This is a genomic window from Flavobacterium sp. CSZ, assembly GCF_015350725.1.
In the GTDB taxonomy this organism is placed as follows: Bacteria; Bacteroidota; Bacteroidia; order Flavobacteriales; family Flavobacteriaceae; genus Flavobacterium.
The window spans coordinates 39,770-66,116 of record NZ_JADKPQ010000015.1 but is presented as its reverse complement, the minus strand read 5'-3'; the positions used below and the strand labels follow the sequence as shown (position 1 = coordinate 66,116).

Genomic DNA, 26,347 nt, shown 5'->3' with positions numbered 1-26,347 from the left:
ACTACGATTTTATAAAATTGCTGATCTGAGTTAAATACCACGCTTTATCATCATACATTATAAAGTGTAAACCTTTATTGGCATATTGAAAATTAGCTGTTTTCAAGTTTTTATATTGCCCCTCAATTGCAGGTTTTAAATTTACAAAATAAGATTCCAGTAAAATTAATGACGGACATTTTATAGCTGCAATTTTATCTCTTAAATCGGTATTATAAAAATCACAATACATTTCGGCAAAAGTCTTTCGATCTGATTTTACGCTCCAATCTACTACCATTTTCAGTTTCGAAGTATCTTCAAGAAGTATTGGCATTGTTTTTTTCTGCATATCATAAAACTGATTATCTGACATTCCTGTCATTTGAGTCACCATAGCAGAACAATCATTATTTTCTTTTGATGTAAAAGAAGGATCCATCAATGCAGCTAAACAAGGCAATCCATCCACCACAACAATTTTACTGATTAATTCCGGATAATCTGCGGCGATTGCAAGAGCCAATCCTCCGCCCATACTATGACCAACAACAATTGGTTTTTCTATTTTATTTGCTTTTATATAATGAGCAATTTCATCTTCCCAATTTTTAAACGAAGGATTTGGCTGGGGCTTTACCCCTGCAAAACCAGCCATTGTAAAAGTATAACAGGTAAAATCTTTTTCGAAAGTTGTTTTGGTTTCATTCCAGACATCTCCTGAAGAAGCAAACCCGGGAATAAATATCATAGCTTGTTTTCCTTTTCCGGTTTTAAGAACCTCAAACGGATATTGTTTTGCTTGTGCAAATACATTTAAACATAATGCTGAAAACAATAGGGCGATAATTAAGATGATATACTTTTTCATTTTTAATAGTTTTAAGTTGTTAAATGATTTAATTCGCCTTTTGGATACGAGAAGTTTTAAAATGTTACAGATTTTTTACAAAAAAAAATTCCAATTGAAGTAGGGCGAATTTTTGCCACGAATTTTCGCGAATTTAATTTCTGTAAATTCGTGAATTCGTGTCGGAAAAATTATGGGCAAAAAAAAATTCCAAACCCCAATTATAAGGAAGGAAATTCCAATTTAAAAATTTCAGACTCCAATTGAAGCATGGTGAAGTTTTACCACGAATTTAATTCGTGTAATTCGTAGCAAAAAAAAAACTATGTGCAAAAAAAAATTCCAAATCCCAATCATAAAACTGGAATTTGGAATTTTAAAAAATGGAATTTATTTATTTACCCCACAAGGTTAATAATCTTCCCGGGAACAATAATCACCTTATTTGGTGTTTTACCATCTAACTGACGTAATGTTCTTTCATCTTTCATGATGATTTCTTCGATTTGTTCTTTGGTTAAATCCAAAGGTAATTCGATAGTGAAACGCATTTTTCCGTTGAAAGAAACTGGATATTCCTTATTAGTCTCTACTAAATGTTTGGCTTCAAAAACCGGAAAATCAACTGTTGCAATAGAAGTTGTATGTCCTAATTGTGACCATAACTCTTCAGCGATATGCGGTGCATACGGCGAAACCAAAATCGCTAATGGTTCTAAGATTGCTCTGGAATGACAATTTTGAGTAGACAATTCATTCACACAAATCATAAATTGAGAAACCGAAGTATTAAAAGAGAAACTCTCGATATCTTCTGCTACTTTTTTGATGGTTTTATGTAATGATTTTAAGTTGTCTTTGGTTGGTTCGTCGTTGTTTACGATTAAACCATTATTCTCATCAAAATACAATCTCCATAATTTTTTAAGGAATCCAAATACTCCCGAAATTCCGGCAGTATTCCAAGGCTTTGCTTGTTCTAATGGCCCTAAGAACATTTCGTACAAACGTAATGTATCAGCACCATATTCATTACAAATATCATCCGGAGTAACTACGTTATAATATGATTTCGACATTTTTTCGACTTCACGACCCACAATATATTTTCCGTTTTCATCCAAAATAAATTCGGCAGTATTAAAATCTTCTCTCCATGCTTTGAACTTTTCTAGATTCAATTCATCAGAAGAATTTACGAAATGAACATCAACACGAATTGGCTGAACATTCTGGCCTTCAATTTTATTTTTAGATACAAATGTATTTGTTCCTTCTAACCTGTAAACATAAGCCGTTGTTCCCAAAATCATTCCCTGATTGATCAGTTTTTTGAATGGTTCTTCGGTTGGCGCAAAACCTTTGTCTTTTAAGAATTTATTCCAGAAACGAGAATACAATAAATGTCCGGTCGCGTGTTCGCTTCCTCCAATATATAAATCTACGCTTTCCCAATACCCCAAAGCTTCTTTGCTTGCAAATTCAGTTTCGTTATGCGCATCCATATAACGCATCCAATACCATGAACTTCCTGCCCAACCTGGCATAGTGTTCAATTCTAATGGAAAAATAGTTGCATGATCTACTAAATCAGTATTGACAACTTTATTATTTGTTGTATCCCAAGCCCAAACTGCTGCGTTTCCTAACGGAGGCAAACCATCTTCGGTTGGTAAATATTTCTCTACTTCAGGCAAAATAATTGGCAAATGCTGCGCATCGATCATCTTTGGCAAACCATTTACATAACACACCGGGAAAGGTTCTCCCCAATAACGCTGACGAGAGAAAACAGCATCACGCAAACGGTAATTTGTTTTTCCTTTGCCTTGTCCTATTTTTTCTAATTCGGTAATTGCTTTTTGAGTTGCTGCTTTATAATTTAATCCGTTTAAGAAATCAGAATTAGCGATTTCAACATTGTCTTTAGATCCGTAAGCTGCTTCAGAAATATCAACATTTGCGAAGATATTCTTGATTTCCTGCATTCCGTTTTGACCTTTAAAGAAATTCGCAAAAGCATAATCTCTTTCGTCTCCGCAAGGAACCGCCATTACAGCACCTGTTCCGTAACCTGCTAAAACGTAATCCCCAATCCAAACCGGAATTGGTTCTTTTGTAAAAGGATGTTCCGCATAAGCGCCGGTAAATACTCCCGAAATGGTTTTTACATCAGCCATACGCTCACGCTCTGAACGTTTTGCTGTTTTTTCGATATAAGCCTCAACTACTGCTTTTTGTTCCGTAGTTGTGATTTTAGCTACCAAATCATGTTCTGGCGCTAAAGTCATAAAAGTAACTCCAAAAATAGTATCAGGACGAGTTGTGAATACTTCGATAACTTCGTTATGATCTTTTACATTAAAAGTAACCAAAGCACCAACCGATTTTCCGATCCAGTTTCTTTGCGATTCTTTTATCGATTCGCTCCAGTCAATATCATTTAAACCTTGCAACAAACGTTCTGCATAAGCAGAAATTCGCATGCTCCATTGAGTCATTTTTTTACGAATAACCGGATATCCTCCACGCTCTGAAACTCCGTTTACAATTTCGTCATTTGCCAAAACAGTTCCTAAACCAGGACACCAGTTTACTTCGGTTTCAGCCAAATAGGTCATTCTGTATTGCAAAAGGATTTTTTCTTTCTGATCGTCAGAATATGAATTCCAATCTTCTCTTGTGAAAATCGCAACATTGTCATCGCAAACTGCCTCGACCAAAACATTTCCTTCTTCTTCAAAAACTTTTACAAGCTCTGAAATATCAAATGCTTTTCCTTGTTTTCTGCAATACCACGAATTGAACAATTGGATAAAAATCCATTGTGTATGTTTATAATAATCAGGATTTGATGTACGCACTTCTCGACTCCAGTCAAACGAAAAACCAATTTTATCCAATTGTTTTCTATATCCTGCAATTTGTTTTCCTTCCTTATCTACTCCACCGTCGATATTTACGCGCGTTGTATCTTCCGGACGTTGTCCTGTTTGTATCGCATATTGTTCCGCCGGCAAACCAAAACTGTCATAACCCATTGGGTGCAAAACATTGAAACCCTGATGTCTTTTGAAACGAGAATAAACATCTGAAGCAATATAACCCAGCGGATGCCCTACGTGTAATCCTGCCCCAGATGGGTAAGGAAACATGTCCAGCACATAATGCTTTGGTTTTTCAGAATTGTTTGATGCAGCAAAAGTTTGGTTTTCAGCCCAATATTTCTGCCATTTTTCTTCGATTTCGTTTGGATTGTATTTCATTTCTTTGAGTTGCTGAGTTACTGAGTAACTGAGTTGCTAAGTTTTAGTATATTGTATAATAAGTTTGCAAATTTACGTTTATTGTGGATTGTACCAAAGTAATTTTTTTAGATTAAAAAATGTGATAAAGATCATTATTTCAAAACCCACAAATACTCAAATTTGCACTGATATTTAGAGAAGAAAATGGTTTTTTTTAAACACTTTTCGAATTAGGAGAATCATTTTACTGAAAATAGTCTATTTTTAAAGATGTTTTTTAAAGTGCAAAAATGGAAAATAATAAAAAATACACTATTGAAGTACGACTTTGGATTGAAGAAGCCGAAGGTCCTTTTTTTAGGAATTGGAAAAATCTGGTTATTAGAAAATATTCGAAAAACCGGATCTATAACCAACGCCGCTAAAGAAATGAAAATGGCCTATCGTCAGGCGTGGCAATTGGTTGAAGAAATGAATCAACGGGCAGAAAGTCCGTTGGTAGAAAAACTTTTTGGCAGAAAAGGTGGCGGCGGCGCAAGATTAACTCCTGCCGCAGAAAAAGCAAAAACCGTATTTTATGAAATCTAAAAACGAATTGAAGGATTTTACCCACAAAGAAACCCTAAACCTAAAATTCTAAAACCCTAAATTATTTATTTATAAAAATTGCAGCGAAAAATATTCTTTTAAATACTTCAGTATTCATTTTTAAACACACTGAATAATAACCCAAATCATGAAAATTCAATTTTATCTTTTTCTGTTTTTAATCAGCTTTAATTGTTTTTTCAAGTAGAAAATTCAAAAACAAACCAGGATAGCATCAAAAAAAGAAGAGTTGAACGAAATTGCCATTACAGCTTCCCGTCGTTCAGGAAAATAATTCGTTCTTTGCGAGACCAAAAAAAATAAAGCTTTGCGCACTTTGCAGTTAAATAAACTTTTTATTCAACATCTAATTGTACATTTATGGTACTAAAGTCAAAACTTTGATCGTTATTAACTTCAAATAAAGAAATTCTTTATTATTTTTACCACATAATTTAAGCAAACTATGAGTTCTAACTTTGATAAATTTCAAAAGCGCAGGTTAATTTCCTCTTATTTTTCGGTTGTACTAAGTGTATTTCTGGTTTTATTCCTTTTAGGAGTACTGGGATTATTCATTATCAATTCTAAAAAACTGGCCAATGATTTTAAAGAAAAAATTGCCATGACGGTTTTCTTTAAAAATGAAGCTAATGATAGTGTGATAAAAGCATTCGATACTGAATTGAAAAGAGCTCCTTTCGCAAGATCTTATGTTTATGTTACCAAAGACAAAGCAGCAAAAGAACATACTGATATTATTGGAGAAGATTTCCTTACTTTTTTAGGAGAAAATCCTTTATTAAACTCCTACGACATTCACTTAAAAGCTGATTATGTTGAGAGAGACAGCATCGTGCAAATCGAAAGTAAATTGCGTAAAAACACTATGATCGAAGATATTGTTTACGATAAACAATTGGTAAATCTGGTAAACGACAACATCAAAAAAGTAAGTATGTGGATTTTGATTATTAGCGGTTTCCTTGCCGTAATTGCCGTTTTATTAATCAACAGTTCCTTACGTTTATCGATACATTCTAATCGATTTATTATTAAAACCATGCAAATGGTGGGCGCAACAAAATCGTTTATTCGTAAACCATTTGTAACGCGTAGTGTAAAATTAGGAATGTTAGGCGCAGGATTAGCTATAATTGCCTTAATTGGAGTTTTATTTTATGTAGAAACCAATTTCCCTGGCTTAGGAATTTTAGAAGATAAAGTACTAATAGGATTGGTGTTATTAGGCGTTTTCGGACTAGGAGTTTTAATAACCTGGGTAAGCACACATTTTGCAACTCAACGTTTCCTTAATTTAAGAACAGACGATCTTTACTAAAAAGTATTCAGTCCCGGTTTTTTAGTGTACAGTAAAAAATAGCCTTCGACTTCGCTCAGGCTGACAAAAAAATAAAAATGAAAAACAATAACAATACAGAACCACAACAGCCACAAAAACAAGAATTCCTTTTTGAAGGTATTAACTACAAAATCTTATTAATTGGAATTGGAGTTATCGCATTAGGCTTTATCTTAATGTCTGGCGGAGGAAGTAAAGATCCTAATATATTTAATGAAGATGTTTTTAATTTTAGACGTATTCGTTTAGCTCCAACAACTGTTTTAATTGGTTTTGGAATTACTGTTTATTCTATTTTTAAAAAATCAAAATAAATAGATTCTGTAGATTTCTAATTGTAAGGCTTTGACTTAGTTCAGGGTGACAAATCTGAAATCTGAAATCTGAAATCTAAAATTCTCAATGGATACATTACAAGCTATTGTTCTTGCCATAATTGAAGGAATAACAGAATTTTTACCTGTTTCTTCAACTGGCCACATGATTATTGCCTCTTCCTTTTTTGGAATTGCCCACGAAGATTTTACTAAACTTTTTACCATTGTTATTCAGCTTGGTGCTATACTTTCTGTGGTTGTTTTATATTTCAAACGTTTCTTTCAAACACTTGATTTTTATTTTAAACTTTTGGTTGCGTTTATTCCGGCCGTAGTTTTAGGATTATTGCTAAGTGATTTTATTGATGGTTTATTAGAAAATCCCGTTACCGTTGCTGTTTCACTTTTAATAGGAGGACTAATTTTATTAAAAGTCGACGAATGGTTCAACAACCCAAATACTGCCGAGACTTCACAAGAAATCACATATTTGCAAGCTTTCAAAATCGGAATGTTTCAATGTTTGGCTATGATTCCGGGAGTTTCACGAAGCGGAGCCAGTATTGTTGGTGGTATGTCTCAAAAATTATCCAGAACAACAGCTGCTGAATTCTCATTCTTTTTGGCTGTACCAACGATGTTGGGTGCAACAGCAAAAAAATGTTACGATTATTACAAAGCAGGATTCGAATTATCTCAGGATCAGGTTAATTTATTAGTTATTGGTAATGTAGTTGCTTTTATTGTGGCGCTTTTAGCCATTAAAACTTTCATAGGCTTTTTGACTAAAAATGGCTTTAAAGTTTTTGGCTATTATAGAATAATCGCCGGAATCGTTTTATTACTGATTCACTTTTTCATTCATCCTCTTACCATTATATAATGACACCTGAAGATTATTTAAACGGACAAGTTTTATTGATAGACAAACCTTTAAAATGGAGTTCGTTTCAAGCTGTCAATAAATTAAAATACCTTTTGATCAATAAAGTTGGACTTCCCAGAAAGTTCAAAATTGGCCATGCCGGAACATTAGATCCTTTGGCAACAGGCTTATTGTTGATTTGCACCGGAAAATTCACTAAAAGAATTACCGAATTACAGGGGCAGGCAAAAGAATACACAGGAACTTTTTATATAGGAGCCACTACTCCATCGTATGATCTTGAAACCGAAATCGACGAAACATTTCCAACCTCACATATCGATGAAGCTTTGATTCATGAAACCGTAAAACAGTTTTTAGGAGAAATCGATCAAAAACCACCTATTTTTTCGGCTATTAAAAAAGATGGCGTTCGTTTATATGAACACGCACGTGCCGGTGAAACTATAGAAATTGCCAGCAGAAAAACTACTATTAACGAATTTGAGATTACCAGAGTTGCTTTGCCTGAAATCGATTTTAGAATCGTTTGCAGCAAAGGAACCTACATTCGATCTATAGCATATGATTTTGGAAAAGCTATGAATTCAGGATCACATTTAACCGTTTTACGCAGAACCAAAATTGGTGATTATGACGTAAAAAATGCGATCGATGTTACTTTATTTGAGGAAAGCCTTAACTTAGAATAAAACAGAAAGCACATTACTAATTAAAAAATTGCAATGTGCCAACTCCTAAAGTAATTCTATTTCATAAGGTATTTTTTGGAGTTAATAATTGCAAACATTTTTCCCTCCAAACAATACACCTGAAATAAAATCATAAAATCTTTCGAATAACTTTTTCATAATAGTGCATTTTTTAATTGTTAAACATTAAATAAACACCAATAAAAAGAGTAAATCAGAAAGTAAATAATAGAAGTGGGATGATGTTACTAAGTTACATTTTTTTTAAATCAAAAAAAACATTTTAATAAACTTTTAAGGTCTATTAAATTAAACCTCAACAATTTAAAAAACAAAATCCCTTTTTAATATCTTAACTAAACAAAACTACAAACGATTATATTTGATATCTTGTATAATTTGCATGAGTTCTTCCTGAACCGAAACACCTTTATCTGCCAGATACCATAATTGCAAATCTGTTTTTATTTTTTCATCCAGTACACCAAATTCCTTTTTATAATTCGTTATTAATTCAGATGCTCCTTTTGGTCGCGGTCCCCAATCAGCACGAACAATTCCTGCTTCTTTACAAATTACAATCACTTTCGGAATTGCTTTTCCGCCATTTGTAAGATATTGGCTCATTAATTCCTCGTTTTCATCGCGCAGTACAATTCTAAGATCGATTTTTTTATTCGATGCCAAAGCCATTTTATTAATAATAGGAAGTATTTGAGCAGCGTCACCGCACCAGCCTTCAGAAATTACAAGCCAAATATATCCATGATCCAGGTTTTCTAATTTAAAAACAATTTCATCTGTAAGTTTTATCGTTTTATCTAATCGACTCATTCTGGCATCGTTCAGCTTACTATAATTAGTTAAACTTTCAGATTGTTCGCTACCGGTTGATTGTCCGTCTACTAATAAATCAGCAACCAATTTGCGATATTCAGGATAGGAATGACTTTTAAATAATGCTTTAGCGATAATATTTTTCATGTTTATTTACTTTTTGAATTGGATAAAATTACAAATTTCAGGAAGACCCAAAGAATGACTTTTATCACATTCAAAAAAATCCTGAAAATTCCTTATAAATTTAAAAACAAAAGAACTATTAATTTTTTTAAAACATTATTTTTAAAAATAAGAATATGTCTATATTTGCACAAATTAACGCAACAACACATGAAATATAAAAGAATTCTTCTAAAACTGAGCGGCGAAGCCTTGATGGGTGATTTACAATACGGTATTGACCCTAAAAGATTAGCCGAATATGCTGAAGAAATTAAGCAAATTCACAGTAAAGGAGTAGAAATTGCTATTGTTATTGGAGGAGGAAATATTTTTAGAGGCGTTGCAGGTGCAAGTGCTGGTATGGATAGAGTACAAGGCGATTATATGGGAATGCTCGCTACCGTGATCAACGGAATGGCATTACAAGGCGCTCTTGAAGACAAAGGAATGAAAACGCGTTTACAAACTGCTTTAAAAATGGAATCTATTGCAGAACCATATATTAAAAGAAGAGCAGATCGTCACCTTGAAAAAGGAAGAATTGTAATTTTTGGTGCCGGAACCGGAAATCCTTATTTTACAACTGATACCGCAGCGGTTTTAAGAGGTATCGAAATCAATGCTGATGTGATCTTAAAAGGAACCCGTGTTGATGGTGTTTACGATTCTGATCCTGAAAAAAATGCATCAGCTGTGAAATTTGATATGATTTCGTTTGATGATGTCCTTAAAAAAGGATTAAACGTGATGGATACAACAGCTTTTACATTAAGTCAGGAAAACAAATTACCAATCGTTGTTTTTGATATGAACAAAATTGGAAATTTATTAAAAATCTGTGAAGGCGAAAACATAGGAACTGTAGTTAACGTTTAGACTACTTAGATTATTAGATCATTAGATTTCTCTAAATTTCAATAATCGAATAATATTAAAAAAAACAAAAAACTATATTAGTTAGTAAATTAGATTCTGGCATTTTTAAAAATCTAAAAATCCAATCGTCTAAAAATCTAAAAATCTAAAAAAATGACTGAAGAAATAGAATTTATATTAGATAGTACTGAAGAATCAATGAATGGTTCGATTGCGCATTTAGAGAAAGAATTTCTTAACATTCGTGCAGGAAAAGCATCTCCAGCAATGCTAGGAAGTGTTTTTGTAGATTATTACGGATCAGCAACACCACTTTCGCAAGTAGCAAAAATTAGCGTTCCCGATGCGAGAACAATTACTTTGCAACCTTTCGAAAAAAACATGTTGCAAACGATCGAGAAAGCGATCATGGTTGCTAATATTGGTTTTAACCCAATGAACAATGGTGATGTTATCATTATCAGCGTTCCGCCATTGACAGAAGAGCGTCGTAGAGATTTAGCCAAACAAGCAAAATCTGAAGCTGAAGATGCCAAAATTGGTGTGCGTAATGTGCGTAAAGATGCAAATACAGATATTAAAAAATTAGAAAAAGAAGGAACTTCTGAAGACGTTTGTAAATCTGCCGAAGAGCAAGTTCAGAATCTGACCAACACTTATATCAAAAAAATCGATGAATTATTGGCTGCAAAAGAAGCCGAAATCATGAAGGTATAATTGTAATATCATAAAATAAAAATCCGTTTAGTTAAATTCTACTAAACGGATTTTTTTTATTGTTATTTTTGCATACCAAAATCCAATTTTGTCCGTTTTGAAACTATAATATTCTCTATGAAGCTATTTTGTTTATTGACTTTGTTTTTCACGCTTACTATTCAGGCGCAATTTCAACTAAACGGAATTGTAACGGACTCTAACAACAAACCGCTTCCTTTTGCAACCATAACAACTCCGGACAACATCAATACGATTACCGATGTTGATGGAAAGTTTATTTTTACACCTTCTGAAAAAGCAACTAGTTTTTCGGTTTCTTACATTGGTTTTCAAACCAAAATTGTTGCCATTACAGAAAAAAGATATCATTCTGTTTGGCTTTCTCAAAAAACCGATGATTTAAAAGAAGTGATAATTTCGAATGAAAATCCGGCGTTAAGCATAATAAGAAAAGTAATTGCGAATAAGAACAAAAACAATCCACAAAAAAAGCTGAACAGTTTCGAATACAAAAGCTACAATAAACTTATCGTAACGGCCAATCCAGATTCTATCGATGGCAGAATCGATTCTACTGCAGCTTATAAGGATTTCGATAAAAAACGCATCAATGTCGATTCATCAGATTATAAATTCAAAGAAATAATCAGCAAGCAGCATTTGTTTCAAACCGAAAAAGTTTCTCAATATCAGTTTGGAAATAACAAGCTAAAAGAAACCATTCTGGGAACCAAAATGGCGGGATTCAAAAACCCGATCTATGAAGTTATTGCTTTCAATTTGCAATCCATATCGATTTACGATAATAAATACGAGTTATTCGAAACCAAATACGAAAACCCAATTTCGAATACTGCAACTTCAAGTTACAACTACAAATTACTCGATACGGTAAATATAAAAGCTCGCGAGACTTACATGATTTACTTTAAAAACAAACAAAACAGAAAATCATCAGGATTAGAAGGTGTGTTGTATATCGATAAGGAAAATTTTGCCGTTGCCAAAGCTGTAATGCGTATAAAAGGCGTTCTCGATATTAGCGGCATTCACGAATTCGACTATGTACCAAGTGAAAAAATATGGTTTCAGAGCAATACGACTTTTAAAATCGTAAAAGGAAAAAATGATGATGATATTAAAATTCTTGGCGGAACCATTCAGTTTGACGGAGATGTAGAAGACAATTTCGAACCAAGAAAAAAATCTGCTTCAGACTTTACTTATTTACTTTCTGAAAGTAATAATTTCGATATTCATTACAATACAAAAACACCAATAAAAGATCCTTCACTTTATATCGAAATTAAAGACGATGCTAACAAAAAACCCGAAGCATTCTGGAATGAATACAGAAAAGAAAGTTTAGATCTCAAAGGGCAAAAAACATATCAATTGATAGATAGCCTTTCGATTAAGAAAAGAATCGAAAATCGCTTAGGTTTTGGCCGAAAAATCATAAATGGCTACATCCCTATCGGACCAATTGATCTTGATCTGAAAAAGATCATTAGTTACAACAATTACGAAGGTTTCCGACTTGGTCTTGGCGGCATCACAAATGATCGTTTTTCTAAAAATTTCCGAATCGAAGGATATTCTGCTTATGGAACCAAAGATGGCGAAGTTAAGTACAGTTTAGGAGCCGGAGTTTTACTAGACAAAAGCACGAACACTTGGGTAAACGGATATTATACAGATGATGTTCGCGAAATTGCAAGTACTGTTTTTGCTGTTGATAAGCGTGTTTTTAAAATTTATGATCCTCGCCCCATCAACATTAGTACTTTCTATCAATATACCGCCTGGAAAGCCAACGTTCAGTCTAAAATCATCCCAAAAACCGAAGCTGTTTTCGAATTAGCACGAACTTATGTCGCGCCTCAATTTGATTATATGTTTAATTATGACGGGAAATTATATTCGAGTTACGTTATGACCACAGCTATGGTTTCGATCGTTTGGGCGCCATTTAGCAACTTTATGCAAACACCAACCGGGCGAAATGAATCAGAGAAAAGATTCCCTAGATTTACTTTTCAGTACACACAAACATTACCCGACGTTTTAGGAAACGATTTTACTTTTGGCAAAATAGATTTCAAAACCGAGTATGAAAAAAATTACCTAAACGGCCAAAAAACAAGCTTGCTTTTACAAGGAGGTTACGCAATAGGCGATGTGCCTCTTACACATTTGTACAACACAATGCCAAATAATTTAACCAAAGAAACCGTTATCCAGCGTATTACCTTTGCAGGCCGGAACAGTTTTGAAACTATGTATTTTAATGAGTTTTTCTCGAGCCAATACATCTTTTTCCAAATCAAACATGGTTTTGACCGAATCAGAATCCTTAAAAAAGTACGTCCATCTTTAGTTTTAGTTACCAGAATGGCTTGGGGAAATATGGAAAATCCTCAACAACACGTTGGTCCAACCTACAAAACATTAGACAAAGGTTTCTTCGAATCCGGAATCGAACTAAACAAAATTTACAAAGGTTTTGGTTTAGGCGGTTTTTATCGCTACGGACCAAATCAGTTATTAAAATTTGAGGACAATATTGCCGTTAAGATTTCTTATGTTTTAGACTTAGGGTTGTAAAAAAATTTAAAAATTCCAACCTCTAAGCTTCGAAATAAATTCCAAATTCCAATTCAGAATATCACTTTTCGTTTGTCACTCTGGGCGAAATCGAAGAATCACGAACTACTTCCTGCTATCCGTTTCAATCTTTGGTGCCGAACACCGGCACAAAAGGATTTCCACTTCTATCAGGGCTGGTGCACTTGTTTTCATAAGAAAAAATAATGCAACAAAAAAATCCGTAAAAATCTGCGTTTTCGTGCTAGCGAATCCGTGTCATCCGCCTGCCATCCCGCAATGCAAATGACAATGCTTTACCACCAAACAACTTTGACAAAGTTTCCACAAACTAATCGTCACGCCAGCAAAGAAAACCACAACATAAAAAAAATCCCAAACCTCAATCGTAAAAATTGGAATTTGGAATTTTCAAAATTATTGGAATTTAAAACCCTTATGGTTTCAAAATCAAAACCGAAGGCGTATTATTCAACCATGTACTTTGAGATTCTATTAGTTTTTTCCAACTGTCTAAACTAATAATCATAAGGTTCTGATTTTCTAAAAACTCTTTTTTGATCGTTCTGTCGTGCATAATCATGATATGATTTGGTGCAATTTGTTCGATTGACCGAATCGTTTCCTGAATATCCCTGGTATTTTTTACTTCACCGCTGGCATCCAGAACCGTGATTTGAGATCCGTTATTATTGATTAGTTTCTTCGCATATTCAATAAGGAAAGAATCTTCTTTACTAAAAATTGGCATAAAGATCTGATTTACTTCTTCTAGTTCTTTATCGATAAAAATACCAACGGGCATTTTACTTTTTGCAATAATATGACGTGTTCTTTCATCAAAAGGAGAATTTTCGAACAAACCTTCTTTTCCTGTAAACTTATCAATCAAGCGATCCGGATTTACGATTCTGGTGGTAAAACCAAGAATCTTTCCAAGCAAAGTTCCGTCAAAAATAGATTGTCCTAAACCAACTAATAATAAATCATATTCGCCTTGATTAGCCGTATCTATAATATCAGTATCAATATCATTTGTTACTTTAAAAACGCTCACCATATTCTGATTCAAACGTACTGATTCTTCGATTACAGGAACTAACATTTTACGTTCGTGATCTTTTACATCAAACGAATGTATTTCTGTGCTTAATGATAAATGCATCGCCGTTACAATCGAATTATCGCCTTGTTTTTTTACTAAACTATTAGCAAGCTTCAATAGCTTTTTACCTCTTTCAGGAGTTGCAAACGAAAGTAGAATCTTGTACTTGCTTTTATTTCCAATTTCCTGAGGAACGGCGGTGACTTTATCTTTAAAAATAAATCCTATAAAATCCAGTGCCGGACCAGTCATAAAAGTCGTTACCAAAGCCATAATAACCATCATGGTAAAAATCTCTGTAGATAAAACGCCCAGATCATAACCAATATTTAAAACTACAAGCTCCATTAAACCACGAGTATTCATTAATGCTCCAATGGCCAAACTGTCTTTCCAGCTTTGTCCTACGAATTTTGCAGCAAAAGCACTTCCTAAGAATTTACCCGCTACAGCAACTGCAATAATTACAGCTGTAACTTTCCACAAGTACGGATCGTTTAATAATCCTATTTGCGTACGTAAACCCGTGAACACAAAGAACAATGGCAATAAAACAATAATGGCAACATCTTCGACTTTTTCGATAAAAATATTTCTGAATTTATTATTTTCAGGCATAATTGCTCCAGCTAAGAAAGCTCCAAATAAAGCGTGAATTCCGATTAATTCAGCAGCATAAGCCGAGAATAAAAGAGTTAAGAAGAAAATAGCAACAACAGGTTTATTCAAACTTTCGCGGGTTGAATTTAAATCTCCAACACGTTTCAAAAACGGACGTACTATTTTGAGCATGATAATTACATACAAAATAGCCAAACCAATTACATATAAAGAGCTTGTAAACGAACCTGCTTTTACGATCGCAATTACAACAGCCAAGATACACCAGGCCGTAATATCATCTGCCGCAGCACAAGTGATGGCAATAGTGCCGAGTTTTGTTTTTTGCATGCCTCGCTCCTGCACGATTCTGGCCAATACCGGAAACGCTGTGATACTCATGGCAATCCCCATAAACAAACCAAACGATGCAAACTCAACGCCAACCGGAGCAAAAGTATGGTAGATAAAATAAGCTAATGACAAGCCCAGGGCAAACGGGATAACAATACTTGCGTGACTTATTACCACCGCATCATGTGCTTTGTTTTTTAATACTTTCAGATCCAATTCCATCCCGATAACGAACATGAAAAGGATCAAACCAATCTGACTTAAAAATTGTAAATTCCCTAAAGATTCTTTTGGAAACAATGCTGCAGAGAATTCAGGAAAATACATCCCTACTAAAGATGGTCCTAAAACAATACCTGCAATCATTTCGCCAATTACAGATGGCTGCCCTATTTTTCTAAAAACCCATCCAAACAAACGAGCTACTAAGATAATCGTAACGATCTGTGCCAATAAAATAGCCAACGGATGTTTTAAATTATCTATCATTGAATAGAGAAAATCATTCCAATGATTGCTTTCGATTTGTTTGTGTACGATTCCGCGACCTACTTCGAGTGCAGCACCTTTTGAAATTACCCAATATATCAAGGCAGTGAATCCGCCAATTACAGTAACGTAAAACAAGGAGTTTTTTATGTTATTCATAACTCGTTTTTTTGATTTTAATGGTGCAAATATCAGAACTGAGAATTAAGTGATAAAGCAATTTTAAACCTAATTTTCAATGTATGTAACAAGTCGGAAAAACTTTGTAATAAGTTAGATTTTCACCTTTTTTAAGAAGTCAGATTTATAGGTTTCGCTTAAAATCATCGTGCTGTTTTTATCATTTTTTTCTAAATGATGCAGCACAATTTCGTTATGATTAAAAAATTTAATAGCTTTTACCGCCACAATTTCTTTTTTGTTTACGCGACAAAAATCAGCATCAGACAATTCGCGCAGCAGTGTATCAAATTTTACATTTTTTAGATTCAGGAAACTTCCATCAACAAGTAAAACTGTTTTATCGCGGCTATCACTGACGGCCGTTTTTATGTATACAATCTGATTAAAATACAATAACGTTTTTCCTTTGTCTGTATTGAGTTGAATAAACTTTTTAGTCGCATCCGGTTTATGAAAGCGTTCAAAAGCTTTTGAGATCGCTTTTTGCAAACGCTCCAGTTTTACAGGTTTTGTGATATAATCTACTGCATCAATATTAAAAGCATCTGCAGCATAATCTTTATAAGCCGTGCAAAAAATAACTAATTTATTATCAAGCATTTCTGCCAGATGCAAACCGTCGATTCCGGGCATTTCGATATCTGATATTAAAAGATCAAAATCGAGATTCGGAATATCGGCAAGAAGTTTCTCCGGATTATTATACGTTTTTACAATTTCGACTTCGTGAATTTGTTCGCAAAGCATTTTTAAGTATGTTAATCCCGGTAACTCATCGTCCAGCAGCAAGCATTTCAGTTTTGTATTCAAGTAAATCTATTTTAAGATGGGCAATATAAATATCGTTTTCTACAAACTTATCGAGTTTGAAGTTGTTTTTGTAAATAATACGCAATCGGTGTTCTAAAGTTGCATGACCAAAACCGCTTCGTTCTTTTTTTAATACTTTTTTATCGGAGATTTTATTCGAAACTGTCATAAAAAAGGCATTATCTCTAAACTCAAAAACTACCGAAATAAAAGCATCGGCACTTTGCAAATCAGCGTGTTTAAAGGCATTTTCGATTAAATCAATAGAAATAAGCGGCGCCAATAATGGCTGATCGTATAATTTATCTTCTTTATTGATGTTGGTTTTGATCTTCAATTCAAAAAGCGGACTAATCTTGATTTTATTGATTTCGATTAAATTCAAGGCAAAATCAATTTCTTCTTTTGCGGTGACAAATTTCTTTTTGCTTTCGTATAAAATATAATCTAAAACATTAGCGAGTTTATCTAAAGCAAAATAAGTTTGGTACGCATGCGACTGAATCGAATTCAAAATATTCTTAAACAAATGCGGATTCAGTTTTGATTCTAAAGTTTCTAACTGCAAATCGTTTACTTTCATTTCGAGTGCATAGAAACTTTTCTCAGCATCATCTTTTGCTTTTTTAAACTGCATCAATTGATACATCAAAAAACAAATGATAACGATAAGCAATAAAAGTATCGCCAGAAATATAAAAGTAATAGTGTTGTTTTCCTGCATATGTTACGCTTGTAAAGTTGTTTTTAGTGACACTTTATAATGAATCAAAATCCCGATTGTCAATATCAGGATACTCGCTAACCAAAGATAATACCCCAATTCAAGAGAAACAATCTTAGCCATCGTACCGCTTTCCGCACCCAATATTTCATTCCAAAATGAAAATGAAATAGCCAAACCAGATGCTATCAAACTCCACAGAACTGCTTTTTCATTATTTTTAATCAAAAGTATTATGGCAAGCAAACATAAAGGATTCGCCAGCCAAATAATCTCTTCTAATAATCCTCCGCCCATAAAAGCTATTGATCCTATAAAAAGATATTCTAATGATGATGCTGTTTTTATTTCATTATTATAATTTACAACCAAAGCATTTTCAGTAAGCGAAATAGCAAAAACTAATAAGCTCAATCCAATAGTTGTAAATTTAATTTCCTTCGATTCCATAATTTATATAAATGTTATTTTTGCCTGTATTTTTTTTAACACGAATTCACGAATTTAAAAATAAACCAATCAGTGTAAACCACTTGAATCAGCAAAACCCGTGGGCCAATTTTCTAATGACTAGAAACAAACTTCAACCCAATGATCGAAGCAATTAAAGTCGAAAGAAAAAATATTCTCCAGAAAGTTACCGGTTCTTTAAAAATTAAAATCCCGACTAGAACAGTTCCAACGGCGCCAACTCCTGTCCAAACGGCATAAGCGGTTCCTATGGGTAAAACTTGCGTGGCTTTGTACAATAATACCATGCTGATCGAAAGACAAACAAAAAAACCAACCATCCAATATGTGGAGATCATTCCTGTTGTTTCTTTGGCTTTGCCTAAACAAGAAGCAAACCCTACTTCAAAAAGTCCTGCTATAATTAATAAAATCCAATTCATTTTCGTCTCATTTTTAAATTACGTACAAATATGAGAAAAGCTGATCATTAAAACACAAAAAGAGAGAAATATATCACAAATATCAAGTGCGCATTTTGTGTTAACATTAAGTAAAATACAATCGATTATTTATGATTTAGAGCACTTTTCACTACATTTGCATCCATTTTAAAGAATTTATGAAAAACGCTGTACAAGTTGGATTTTGGGAAAAACTAGCCCGAATCATACTTAAGAACCGAATTATAATACTAGTAATCCTATCTGCTTTAACGATTTTCCTTGGTTATCAATGGAAAAACCTTTCTATGACTTATACCGAAGCGAACTTGCTTCCTAAAGATCATATCATAAATAAACAATACCAACAGTTTCTTGATAAATTTGGTGAAGAAGGAAATTTAGTAGTAATTGGGTTTCAGGATCCGAAATTTTTTACACCTAAAAACTACGCGGCCTGGAATGAATTAATGACAGGTTTAAAAAATTCTAAAGAAGTAGATTTGGTTGTTTCTTTGAATGATTTAAAGAAACTGGAAAAAGATACTGTTAACGAAAAATTTGTCCTTACTCCGTTTATTGATCAAAAGAAAGCGCTTGATCCTGGGTACTTAAAGAAGATACAATATGATTTGTTTCACAATTTACCTTTTTACGAAGGATTATTGTTTAATAAACAAAGTGGTAGTATTCGTTCGGCAATTTACATCAATAAAGCACTTGTAAATACACCGGAAAGAAAGACTTTTATTCTTGAAAACCTGGTTCCGAAAATTGATAAGTTCGAAAAAACTACAGGAGTTGATCTAAAAGTTTCCGGAATGCCGTACATCAGAACGATTAATGCGGATAATATGAAAGGTGAAATCGGGCTTTTTATTGGCGCGGCTTTATTCACGGTTTCATTGATTTTCTTTTTCTTTTTCCGTTCGTTCAGAGCTACTTTTATTTCTATTTGTATTTTAATCATTGGTGTAATCTGGTCTTTTGGGACACTTGGATTATTTCATTATAAAATTACGATTCTAACGGCTATTATTCCGCCATTAATTATCGTTATCGGGATTACGAATTGTATTTTCCTGATCAATAAATACCAGCAGGAAATAAAACTACACAACAATCAGGCAAAAGCTTTGCAGCGTATTATATCTAAAATTGGAGTTTCGACTTTAATGACGAATTTAACGACTGCGATAGGTTTTGCAACGTTTATGATTACGGGTAATGATTTGCTTTTTGAATTTGGATTAGTGACTTCCATCAATGTGATTTCGGTTTATTTACTTACACTTTTAATTGTACCAATTGTATACAGTTTTATGTCGATTCCGGGAGAAAGACACTTATACCATTTGAACAAAACTTACATTTCGACTTTATTGAATTTTGTTGAAAATGTGGTAAAAAACAAACGAAAAGTAATTTATACGATTTACGGTTTACTTTTGGTTTTTAGTGTAATTGGGGTTTCGCAAATGAAAGTTTCAGGAAGTTTGATTGGTGAAATGCCAAAAAGTGCTTCATTTTATAAAGACATTTTATTTTACGAAAAAGAATTCAACGGCGTTATGCCTCTTGAAATAATGATTAACACCAAACACAAAAAAGGTGTTATGAAATTATCGACGATGAAAAAAATGGATGAATTGCAAAACACGATTGCTGAACTTCCTGAATTATCGAAACCGGTTTCTGTAGTAAATTTGGTTAAATATTCGAAACAGGCTTTCTATAACGGAAACCCGGAATATTATCAATTGCCCACTTCGCAGGAACAGACTTTTATTTTGTCGTATGCAAAGAATGCAACAAAAAACAGTAAAGACAATTTAATGAAATCGTACGTAGATTCGACTGGACAATATGCCCGAATCACGACTTTCATGAAAGATATCGGAACGCAGGAAATGGCAAGAGTAGAGAAAAAATTACGCTCTAAAATTGCTGAAATTTTCCCTGCTGATCGTTACGAAGTGACTTTGACAGGAAAAGCATTGGTGTTCCAGAAAGGAACTTCTTATCTTGTAGACAACTTAATCGAGTCATTGATTTTTGCGATTTTGGTAATTGCAGGATTAATGTTGTACTTGTTCAGATCTTTCAAAATGGTAATGGCATCTGTAATTACAAATATTTTACCGCTTTGCATTACTTCCGGATTAATGGGTTATTTTGGGATTCCGTTAAAACCTTCAACTATTTTGGTATTTAGTATTGCATTTGGTATTTCAGTAGATAATGCGATTCAGTTTATGGCGAAATACAAACATGATTTAATTCAGAGCAACGGAAAGGTTAAAAAATCTGTTTTCAGTGCTTTAAGAGAAACGGGAATCAGTACTTTTTATACTTCGGTAGTTTTGATTTTAGGTTTTGCTACTTTCACGCTTTCAAGCTTTAGCGGAACAATTGCGCTTGGTGGATTAATCTCTTGTACATTGGCGTTTGCGATGTTCGCGAATTTATTGGTTTTACCAGCTTTGGTTTTGACTTTTGAGAAAAAGAAAGCTAAGAAAGAGGATTTGGAGAATTTGGAGGGAAACACGAATTTCACCAATTAGCACGAATTAAATATTACAAAACTTTAGACTAAGGGTTTAAAACTTTGACTAAGGTTGACAGACAAGCTTGATCTTTGCGAGAAACGAAGCAATCACACTTGCTAAATTAATTACTGCTTTTAGTCCTGAGGTTGCTTCGTTCCTGGCAATGACAAAAATAAGATTAGGCTCTTTTGAAAACGATTGCCCTAGTCCCCATAGCAGCGGTATCCTTTTTCTTGCTCCTTTAGCAAGAAAAAGATATAGCGGATAGCGGGAAACAGCTTCTAATTTTAATTATTATCGTTTATATTTGCAGTTATTACACAACAAATAATTTAATTTCAATATTATATATAAAATGAAACACACAAAAGTTAAAGACTTATTAAACAGTACGACGACGCTTCAGGAGGTTAATGCAAAAGGATGGGTGAGAACTTTTAGAAACAATCAGTTCATCGCTCTTAATGACGGTTCTACCATTAATAATATACAATGTGTTGTTGATTTTGAAAATACACCGGATGAAACTTTAAAAAGAATTACTACCGGAGCTGCTATTTCTGTAATTGGTACTTTGATCGAAAGTAAAGGTGCGGGGCAGAAATACGAAATTCAGGTAAACAAACTGGAGATCTTAGGAGATTCTGATGCAGAAAAATTCCCAATACAGCCAAAAAACAAACCTAGTTTAGATTTCTTGCGCGAAAATGCACATTTACGTGTTCGTACTAATATGTTTGGCGCGATTATGCGTGTGCGTTCGGTATTGTCGTTTGCGGTTCACAACTATTTTCAACAAAAAGGTTTTGTATACGTAAATACGCCAATCATTACCGGATCTGATGCTGAAGGCGCTGGAGAAATGTTTAAAGTTACGGCTTTACCTTTTGACAACACGCCAAGAACTGAAGACGGAAAAGTAAATTATAAAGAAGATTTCTTCGAAAAAGAAACGAACTTAACAGTTTCAGGACAATTAGAAGGTGAAACTTACGCGATGGCTTTGGGTCAGATTTATACTTTTGGACCTACTTTTAGAGCTGAAAACTCTAATACTTCTCGTCACCTTGCAGAATTCTGGATGATTGAGCCGGAAGTTGCTTTCAACAATCTTGATGACAACATGGATTTGGCTGAAGATTTTATTCAGTACGTAATTAAATATGCTTTAGACAATTGTCAGGATGATTTGAAGTTTTTAGAAGGAAGACTTTTAGACGAAGAAAAATCAAAACCTCAGGCAGAAAGAAGCGAAATGGCTTTATTGGAGAAATTGAACTTCGTTTTGGAGAACAACTTCAAACGTGTTTCTTATACAGAAGCAATTGACATTTTGAGAGATTCAACTCCAAACAAGAAGAAAAAATTTCAATATATCATCAACGAATGGGGAGCTGATTTACAATCAGAACACGAGCGTTATTTGGTTGAAAAACACTTTAAATGTCCGGTAATCTTGTTTGATTACCCCGCAAATATTAAAGCGTTTTACATGCGTTTGAACGACAACACTGAACCGGGAAGAGAAACGGTTCGTGCAATGGATATCCTTTTCCCTGGAATTGGAGAAATCGTTGGTGGTTCTGAAAGAGAAGAGCGTTACGATGTTCTAATCGAAAAAATGAAAGCCCTGGAAATCGACGAAGAAGAATTATCATGGTATTTAGATACCAGAAGATTTGGTTCTGCAACTCACGCAGGTTTCGGATTAGGTTTTGAGCGTTTGGTATTGTTTGTAACAGGTATGACAAACATTAGAGACGTAATTCCTTTCCCGAGAACTCCTGGAAATGCAGAATTTTAATATAAGATTCTAAGGTACTGAGTTACTAAGATTCTAAGTTTTAATAAATAGTAAAATTTGTTTCAGGTTTCAAGTTTCATGTTGTTGCACGTTCAGCAACCTGAAACTTGAAACTTGAAATTTTTAACGAAAATAAATGCTAAAGCAATTTTTAAATTTAAAATTATCTCAAAAATTATCTCCACAGCAAATTCAGCTGATGAAGTTAATTCAATTGCCTACGCAAGCTTTTGAACAACGTTTATTAGAAGAAATGAACGAAAATCCGGCTCTTGAAGCAGGAAAAGAAGACGAATACGAAGCGGATGAATTCGCAAATGAAGAATACGACGATTATGATGATGCAGAATCTGACAGAATCGAAGCAGATGACATCAATATCGACGAATATTTAAGCGACGACGATACTCCGGATTATAAAACTCAGGTGAATAATTATAGTGAAGATGAAGAAAGAGAAACTCCTTTTGCTTCACCAATTAGTTTTCATCAGGATTTGATCAATCAGCTGAATACTTTTATCTTGAATGATGAAGAACGCGAAATAGCGGAATTCCTTGTTGGAAGTATTGACGATATGGGTTATATCCGCAGAAGCGTTCCGGATATAGTTGACGATATGGCTTTTACTCAGGGTATTTATACAGATGAGAAAATGGTCGAGAAAATGCTTCAGGTTATTCACGAACTGGAACCTTCAGGGGTTGGAGCGCGTGATTTGCAGGAATGTTTGTTATTACAATTGAAGCATAAAACCCCGACTGAATATGTTGATTTAGCAATTGATATTATCGAAAATCAGTTTGATGCTTTTACCAAAAAACATTACGACAAACTGCTTCAAAAATATGGTGTTTCGAACGAACAGCTTAAAAAAGCGATTCACGAAATCGAAAGACTAAACCCGAAACCAGGAGGATCTTACACCGGAAACAATAAAGTAACGGAAAATGTAGTCCCTGATTTCGCGATTAGAATTGTTGACGGCGAACTGGAACTGACTTTAAACGGAAGAAATGCTCCTTCCCTGCACGTTTCTAAGGATTATCAGGAAATGATGCAGACATATAAAGATTCTCGTGATAAATCATCAGCTCAAAAAGATGCGGTTCAGTTTATCAAACAAAAACTGGATTCGGCTAAATGGTTTATCGATGCGATCAGACAACGTCAGGAAACCCTTTTTGTAACGATGAATGCGATTATGCATTATCAGGAAGAATATTTCTTAGATGGCGACGAAACCAAGCTAAAACCAATGATCTTAAAAGACATTGCAGATATGGTTGGTTTGGACATTTCGACAATTTCACGTGTAGCCAACAGTAAATATGTTGAAACGCCATACGGAACAAAATTAATCAAGGAGTTTTTCTCTGAAGCGATGAAAAACGATCAGGGTGAAGATGTTTCGACTTTAGAAATCAAAAAGATTCTTAAAAATACGATTGAAGAAGAAGACAAAAAGAAACCTTTACCAGACGATCAACTGGCAGAAATTCTAAAAGAAAAAGGTTATCCGATTGCCAGAAGAACTATCGCAAAATACCGTGAACAGCTTGATATTCCCGTAGCGAGAATGAGAAAGAAGATTTAAAATCAAAGCTCCATAAAACAACAGACCCGACAGATTTCAAATTTGTCGGGTCTGTTGTTTTATAAAGAAGCAAGAAATTCAGAAGGAGTCATTATTGGAATTTCCGAGTTTTTAAAATCTTTTTTATTCCGGGTTAGTATAATCTCAGATTTATGATGTAAAGCACTAAAATATTGAACTGCATCTTCGAAATCATTAAAGTTTGAAATTAAACTTTTGTCAATTACAATTTCGTCAATGTTAGAAACTTCACATATAATTCTAAACTTTTTTAAAGCGTCTAAAACCAATTTCTCTTCAACATTCCTGGAAACCACATAAACTGCATTCACAAAAGACAAAGAAGAAGCTGATAATTTAAATTCTTTATTCTCAGCCCTTGAAGCAATTATAGCAATATCATTATAAAAAGGTTCTCTTCTATCAATCAAATCGATTAAAACATTTGTATCTAAAAATAAATTCATATTACTTATATTTTTGAGACAAATAATCCTGACGCTCTTTTTTATAGTCAAAATCCACTGGAATCTGCCCTTTACCTAATGTTAGACTTTTTACAAAAGAACTTATTTCAATCTCTTTTGCATTTTCTTTTTTTTCAGTTTCAGTAATTGCTTTTAGATAATTTTCAACTAAAAGTGATAAACTATGATTATGTTTAGCCGCGTAAATTTTAGCCTTTTCAATTACACTTTTATCTAATTTCAATGTTAATTTCGCATCCATGACTTCATAATTTAATACGTACAAATATAATAATTTTGTCCGTACAAAACAAAACCCAACAAATTCAAAATCTGTTGGGTTTTCTTTATATTCAAACATCAGGTTATTTATACTGATCAGGTAATATTCTTATTTTAAACAAAGCTACTTTCTTTTTGTCGTAGTAATTATAAATCAAAGTATAATCATTGTCTCTAAAAACCTGAAGCCCCGGATTTGCTTTAGCGGTACTTATTAAGCTTTTTTCGATCTCTTCCTGTATGATATTGATTTCTGCTTTTTCTTTTTCTACATTCAGCAACGTCAAATTATACTGAACAGTTCTTTCCTCAGGCAAACTCACACTGTCTAAACGAATGCCTTCCTGAATTGTCAGTGGGCAGTTTTTATTATATTTTGCAATAAGTTCTGTCACCTCGGTATTAACTTCCTTGACACTTTTAGAAAGATAAAACTGAAAATAAGCAACCAGCACCAATGCGATTCCAATTCCAATTAATAGTAGGATATTTTGCTTCCTTTTACTTTGTTTTTCTTCCATACGTTTACTAAAACTTAATTGAATATTACTTTTCCTGGCTTTTTTTCATTGCATTATAATAAGCTGCGCGGCTTAAAGGCTCATACTCTTCAGTTTCACCAAGCATTACTAACTTATCATTATCTGTTTTTCTGAAACTATAGTTCGCCAGATTTCCTGTTCTGGTACAAACGGCATGAACTTTAGTTACATATTCGGCGGTTGCCATAAGTGCCGGCATTGGACCAAAAGGATTCCCTTTAAAATCCATATCAAGTCCTGCAACTATCACACGAATCCCCTGATTGGCAAGATCATTACAAACTGTAACTATCTCATCATCAAAAAACTGCGCTTCATCAATCCCGATAACGTCACAACCTTGTGCCAAAATAGCAATATTGGCAGCAGCCGGAACCGGAGTAGAACGAATTTCGTTAGCATCATGAGACACTACCATTTCGTCATGATAACGGGTATCAATTGCGGGTTTAAAAATTTCGACTCTTTGTTTGGCAAATTGGGCGCGTTTTAATCTGCGGATTAACTCCTCGGTTTTACCCGAAAACATTGATCCACAAATAACTTCAATCCAACCAAATTGTTCTTTGTGATTTACTGTATTTTCGAGAAACATTTTGTATTTTTCTACCTTTAAAAATGAATAGTTTTTATTACTTTGTACTGGTAATAAATCGACGTGAAAAACAGCTGTTTTTTCACTTTTTCAAAAGTAGAAAATTTTTATCAAATCGGAGATTCGCAAACGCTTATTAACAGAAATAAAAAAATATCTTTTAGATTTCTACCAGGAATAAAGACATTCAAATACAAAATATACTAAAATACCCTATTCACT

Annotated in this window: 23 protein-coding genes; 11 read left to right on the top strand and 12 right to left on the bottom strand. The window is 33.7% G+C overall.

Going from position 1 to position 26,347, the window contains the following annotated elements:
- Nucleotide 1: 1 nt before the first annotated feature.
- Both IRZ78_RS17295 and leuS read right to left on the bottom strand, forming a co-directional pair.
- On the bottom strand, nucleotides 2-850 hold the full coding sequence (locus IRZ78_RS17295; RefSeq protein ID WP_194617731.1) for an alpha/beta hydrolase: 849 nt from the start codon (nucleotides 848-850) through the stop codon (nucleotides 2-4).
- Between the two features lie 377 nt (nucleotides 851-1,227).
- Nucleotides 1,228-4,095, bottom strand: a complete 2,868-nt coding sequence (gene leuS / locus IRZ78_RS17290) for a leucine--tRNA ligase (RefSeq protein ID WP_194617730.1) — start codon at nucleotides 4,093-4,095, stop codon at nucleotides 1,228-1,230.
- A gap of 297 nt (nucleotides 4,096-4,392) precedes the next feature.
- Here leuS and IRZ78_RS17285 point away from each other — a divergent pair, with 297 nt between their 5' ends.
- The 5 genes from IRZ78_RS17285 to truB all read left to right on the top strand — a co-directional run bounded on the left by IRZ78_RS17285 (nucleotide 4,393) and on the right by truB (nucleotide 7,923).
- Nucleotides 4,393-4,665 carry a LysR family transcriptional regulator gene (locus tag IRZ78_RS17285; RefSeq protein WP_228520516.1) on the top strand — a complete coding sequence of 91 codons (273 nt, stop codon included), beginning with the start codon at nucleotides 4,393-4,395 and terminating at the stop codon, nucleotides 4,663-4,665.
- Nucleotides 4,666-5,131: 466 nt separating this feature from the next.
- Complete coding sequence (locus IRZ78_RS17280) at nucleotides 5,132-6,007, top strand: permease-like cell division protein FtsX (RefSeq protein WP_194617729.1); 876 nt, start codon at nucleotides 5,132-5,134, stop codon at nucleotides 6,005-6,007.
- A 77-nt stretch (nucleotides 6,008-6,084) separates the two neighbouring features.
- A complete protein-coding gene (locus IRZ78_RS17275; protein ID WP_194617728.1) occupies nucleotides 6,085-6,342 on the top strand; it encodes a DUF3098 domain-containing protein in 258 nt (85 codons plus the stop codon).
- Nucleotides 6,343-6,430: 88 nt separating this feature from the next.
- A complete protein-coding gene (locus tag IRZ78_RS17270) occupies nucleotides 6,431-7,228 on the top strand; it encodes an undecaprenyl-diphosphate phosphatase (protein ID WP_194617727.1) in 798 nt (265 codons plus the stop codon).
- A complete protein-coding gene (gene truB / locus IRZ78_RS17265; RefSeq protein WP_194617726.1) occupies nucleotides 7,228-7,923 on the top strand; it encodes a tRNA pseudouridine(55) synthase TruB in 696 nt (231 codons plus the stop codon). Before IRZ78_RS17270 ends, truB begins: the two co-directional genes overlap by 1 nt.
- A 366-nt stretch (nucleotides 7,924-8,289) precedes the next feature.
- Here truB and IRZ78_RS17260 read toward each other — a convergent pair whose 3' ends face one another.
- Nucleotides 8,290-8,907 (bottom strand): thioredoxin family protein, encoded by a 618-nt coding sequence (locus IRZ78_RS17260; RefSeq protein WP_194617725.1) that lies wholly within the window; start codon nucleotides 8,905-8,907, stop codon nucleotides 8,290-8,292.
- A 189-nt stretch (nucleotides 8,908-9,096) separates the two neighbouring features.
- Here IRZ78_RS17260 and pyrH point away from each other — a divergent pair, with 189 nt between their 5' ends.
- The 3 genes from pyrH to IRZ78_RS17245 all read left to right on the top strand — a co-directional run bounded on the left by pyrH (nucleotide 9,097) and on the right by IRZ78_RS17245 (nucleotide 13,131).
- Nucleotides 9,097-9,804 carry a UMP kinase gene (gene pyrH / locus IRZ78_RS17255; protein ID WP_194617724.1) on the top strand — a complete coding sequence of 236 codons (708 nt, stop codon included), beginning with the start codon at nucleotides 9,097-9,099 and terminating at the stop codon, nucleotides 9,802-9,804.
- Nucleotides 9,805-9,957: 153 nt separating this feature from the next.
- A complete protein-coding gene (gene frr, locus IRZ78_RS17250; RefSeq protein ID WP_194617723.1) occupies nucleotides 9,958-10,521 on the top strand; it encodes a ribosome recycling factor in 564 nt (187 codons plus the stop codon).
- Between the two features lie 117 nt (nucleotides 10,522-10,638).
- Nucleotides 10,639-13,131, top strand: a complete 2,493-nt coding sequence (locus IRZ78_RS17245; RefSeq protein WP_194617722.1) for a DUF5686 family protein — start codon at nucleotides 10,639-10,641, stop codon at nucleotides 13,129-13,131.
- A gap of 436 nt (nucleotides 13,132-13,567) precedes the next feature.
- On the opposite strand, the gene IRZ78_RS17240 is transcribed toward IRZ78_RS17245, so the two are convergent.
- The 5 genes from IRZ78_RS17240 to IRZ78_RS17220 form a co-directional block, all read right to left on the bottom strand.
- Nucleotides 13,568-15,838, bottom strand: a complete 2,271-nt coding sequence (locus IRZ78_RS17240; protein ID WP_194617721.1) for a cation:proton antiporter — start codon at nucleotides 15,836-15,838, stop codon at nucleotides 13,568-13,570.
- A 114-nt stretch (nucleotides 15,839-15,952) separates the two neighbouring features.
- Nucleotides 15,953-16,672: a response regulator transcription factor gene (locus IRZ78_RS17235; RefSeq protein WP_194617720.1), complete on the bottom strand. Its 720-nt coding sequence runs from the start codon at nucleotides 16,670-16,672 to the stop codon at nucleotides 15,953-15,955.
- Entirely contained in the window at nucleotides 16,635-17,396 is a 762-nt protein-coding gene (locus tag IRZ78_RS17230; RefSeq protein ID WP_194617719.1) for a histidine kinase, read from the bottom strand. The genes IRZ78_RS17235 and IRZ78_RS17230 overlap by 38 nt, the downstream gene beginning before the upstream one ends.
- Nucleotides 17,397-17,399: 3 nt before the next feature.
- Complete coding sequence (locus IRZ78_RS17225; protein WP_194617718.1) at nucleotides 17,400-17,846, bottom strand: hypothetical protein; 447 nt, start codon at nucleotides 17,844-17,846, stop codon at nucleotides 17,400-17,402.
- Between the two features lie 113 nt (nucleotides 17,847-17,959).
- The gene (locus IRZ78_RS17220) at nucleotides 17,960-18,289 is read right to left on the bottom strand and encodes a multidrug efflux SMR transporter (protein WP_194617717.1); all 330 of its coding nucleotides are present in this window, start codon (nucleotides 18,287-18,289) and stop codon (nucleotides 17,960-17,962) included.
- 179 nt (nucleotides 18,290-18,468) lie between these two features.
- On the opposite strand from IRZ78_RS17220, the gene IRZ78_RS17215 reads away from it, so the two are divergent.
- The 3 genes from IRZ78_RS17215 (at nucleotide 18,469) to rpoN (ending at nucleotide 24,239) form a co-directional block, all read left to right on the top strand.
- On the top strand, nucleotides 18,469-20,853 hold the full coding sequence (locus IRZ78_RS17215; RefSeq protein ID WP_194617716.1) for an MMPL family transporter: 2,385 nt from the start codon (nucleotides 18,469-18,471) through the stop codon (nucleotides 20,851-20,853).
- Nucleotides 20,854-21,193: 340 nt separating this feature from the next.
- The gene (gene asnS / locus IRZ78_RS17210; RefSeq protein ID WP_078006881.1) at nucleotides 21,194-22,642 is read left to right on the top strand and encodes an asparagine--tRNA ligase; all 1,449 of its coding nucleotides are present in this window, start codon (nucleotides 21,194-21,196) and stop codon (nucleotides 22,640-22,642) included.
- A gap of 136 nt (nucleotides 22,643-22,778) precedes the next feature.
- On the top strand, nucleotides 22,779-24,239 hold the full coding sequence (gene rpoN / locus IRZ78_RS17205) for an RNA polymerase factor sigma-54 (RefSeq protein ID WP_194617715.1): 1,461 nt from the start codon (nucleotides 22,779-22,781) through the stop codon (nucleotides 24,237-24,239).
- A gap of 59 nt (nucleotides 24,240-24,298) precedes the next feature.
- Here rpoN and IRZ78_RS17200 read toward each other — a convergent pair whose 3' ends face one another.
- The 4 genes from IRZ78_RS17200 to IRZ78_RS17185 all read right to left on the bottom strand — a co-directional run bounded on the left by IRZ78_RS17200 (nucleotide 24,299) and on the right by IRZ78_RS17185 (nucleotide 26,125).
- The gene (locus tag IRZ78_RS17200; RefSeq protein ID WP_194617714.1) at nucleotides 24,299-24,706 is read right to left on the bottom strand and encodes a PIN domain-containing protein; all 408 of its coding nucleotides are present in this window, start codon (nucleotides 24,704-24,706) and stop codon (nucleotides 24,299-24,301) included.
- Between the two features lies 1 nt (nucleotide 24,707).
- Nucleotides 24,708-24,968, bottom strand: a complete 261-nt coding sequence (locus IRZ78_RS17195; protein WP_194617713.1) for a DUF6364 family protein — start codon at nucleotides 24,966-24,968, stop codon at nucleotides 24,708-24,710.
- Between the two features lie 103 nt (nucleotides 24,969-25,071).
- Nucleotides 25,072-25,509, bottom strand: coding sequence for a hypothetical protein (locus IRZ78_RS17190; protein ID WP_194617712.1), 438 nt, complete (start codon nucleotides 25,507-25,509; stop codon nucleotides 25,072-25,074).
- Nucleotides 25,510-25,534: 25 nt separating this feature from the next.
- A complete protein-coding gene (locus IRZ78_RS17185; protein WP_029270718.1) occupies nucleotides 25,535-26,125 on the bottom strand; it encodes a thymidine kinase in 591 nt (196 codons plus the stop codon).
- Nucleotides 26,126-26,347 lie beyond the last annotated feature (222 nt).

Excerpts from the sequence above, each read along its gene's own strand:
- IRZ78_RS17230 (WP_194617719.1), bottom strand. The coding sequence starts at position 17,396 with ATGCAGGAAAACAACACTATTACTTTTATATTTCTGGCGATACTTTTA.
- IRZ78_RS17200 (WP_194617714.1), bottom strand. The coding sequence starts at position 24,706 with ATGAATTTATTTTTAGATACAAATGTTTTAATCGATTTGATTGATAGA.
- rpoN (WP_194617715.1), top strand. The coding sequence starts at position 22,779 with ATGCTAAAGCAATTTTTAAATTTAAAATTATCTCAAAAATTATCTCCA.
- IRZ78_RS17225 (WP_194617718.1), bottom strand. The coding sequence starts at position 17,846 with ATGGAATCGAAGGAAATTAAATTTACAACTATTGGATTGAGCTTATTA.
- IRZ78_RS17185 (WP_029270718.1), bottom strand. The coding sequence starts at position 26,125 with ATGTTTCTCGAAAATACAGTAAATCACAAAGAACAATTTGGTTGGATT.
- frr (WP_194617723.1), top strand. The coding sequence starts at position 9,958 with ATGACTGAAGAAATAGAATTTATATTAGATAGTACTGAAGAATCAATG.
- IRZ78_RS17295 (WP_194617731.1), bottom strand. The coding sequence starts at position 850 with ATGAAAAAGTATATCATCTTAATTATCGCCCTATTGTTTTCAGCATTA.
- IRZ78_RS17190 (WP_194617712.1), bottom strand. The coding sequence starts at position 25,509 with ATGGAAGAAAAACAAAGTAAAAGGAAGCAAAATATCCTACTATTAATT.
- IRZ78_RS17245 (WP_194617722.1), top strand. The coding sequence starts at position 10,639 with ATGAAGCTATTTTGTTTATTGACTTTGTTTTTCACGCTTACTATTCAG.
- asnS (WP_078006881.1), top strand. The coding sequence starts at position 21,194 with ATGAAACACACAAAAGTTAAAGACTTATTAAACAGTACGACGACGCTT.
- leuS (WP_194617730.1), bottom strand. The coding sequence starts at position 4,095 with ATGAAATACAATCCAAACGAAATCGAAGAAAAATGGCAGAAATATTGG.
- IRZ78_RS17260 (WP_194617725.1), bottom strand. The coding sequence starts at position 8,907 with ATGAAAAATATTATCGCTAAAGCATTATTTAAAAGTCATTCCTATCCT.
- IRZ78_RS17220 (WP_194617717.1), bottom strand. The coding sequence starts at position 18,289 with ATGAATTGGATTTTATTAATTATAGCAGGACTTTTTGAAGTAGGGTTT.
- IRZ78_RS17280 (WP_194617729.1), top strand. The coding sequence starts at position 5,132 with ATGAGTTCTAACTTTGATAAATTTCAAAAGCGCAGGTTAATTTCCTCT.
- IRZ78_RS17240 (WP_194617721.1), bottom strand. The coding sequence starts at position 15,838 with ATGAATAACATAAAAAACTCCTTGTTTTACGTTACTGTAATTGGCGGA.
- IRZ78_RS17275 (WP_194617728.1), top strand. The coding sequence starts at position 6,085 with ATGAAAAACAATAACAATACAGAACCACAACAGCCACAAAAACAAGAA.
- IRZ78_RS17195 (WP_194617713.1), bottom strand. The coding sequence starts at position 24,968 with ATGGATGCGAAATTAACATTGAAATTAGATAAAAGTGTAATTGAAAAG.
- truB (WP_194617726.1), top strand. The coding sequence starts at position 7,228 with ATGACACCTGAAGATTATTTAAACGGACAAGTTTTATTGATAGACAAA.
- IRZ78_RS17215 (WP_194617716.1), top strand. The coding sequence starts at position 18,469 with ATGAAAAACGCTGTACAAGTTGGATTTTGGGAAAAACTAGCCCGAATC.
- IRZ78_RS17270 (WP_194617727.1), top strand. The coding sequence starts at position 6,431 with ATGGATACATTACAAGCTATTGTTCTTGCCATAATTGAAGGAATAACA.
- pyrH (WP_194617724.1), top strand. The coding sequence starts at position 9,097 with ATGAAATATAAAAGAATTCTTCTAAAACTGAGCGGCGAAGCCTTGATG.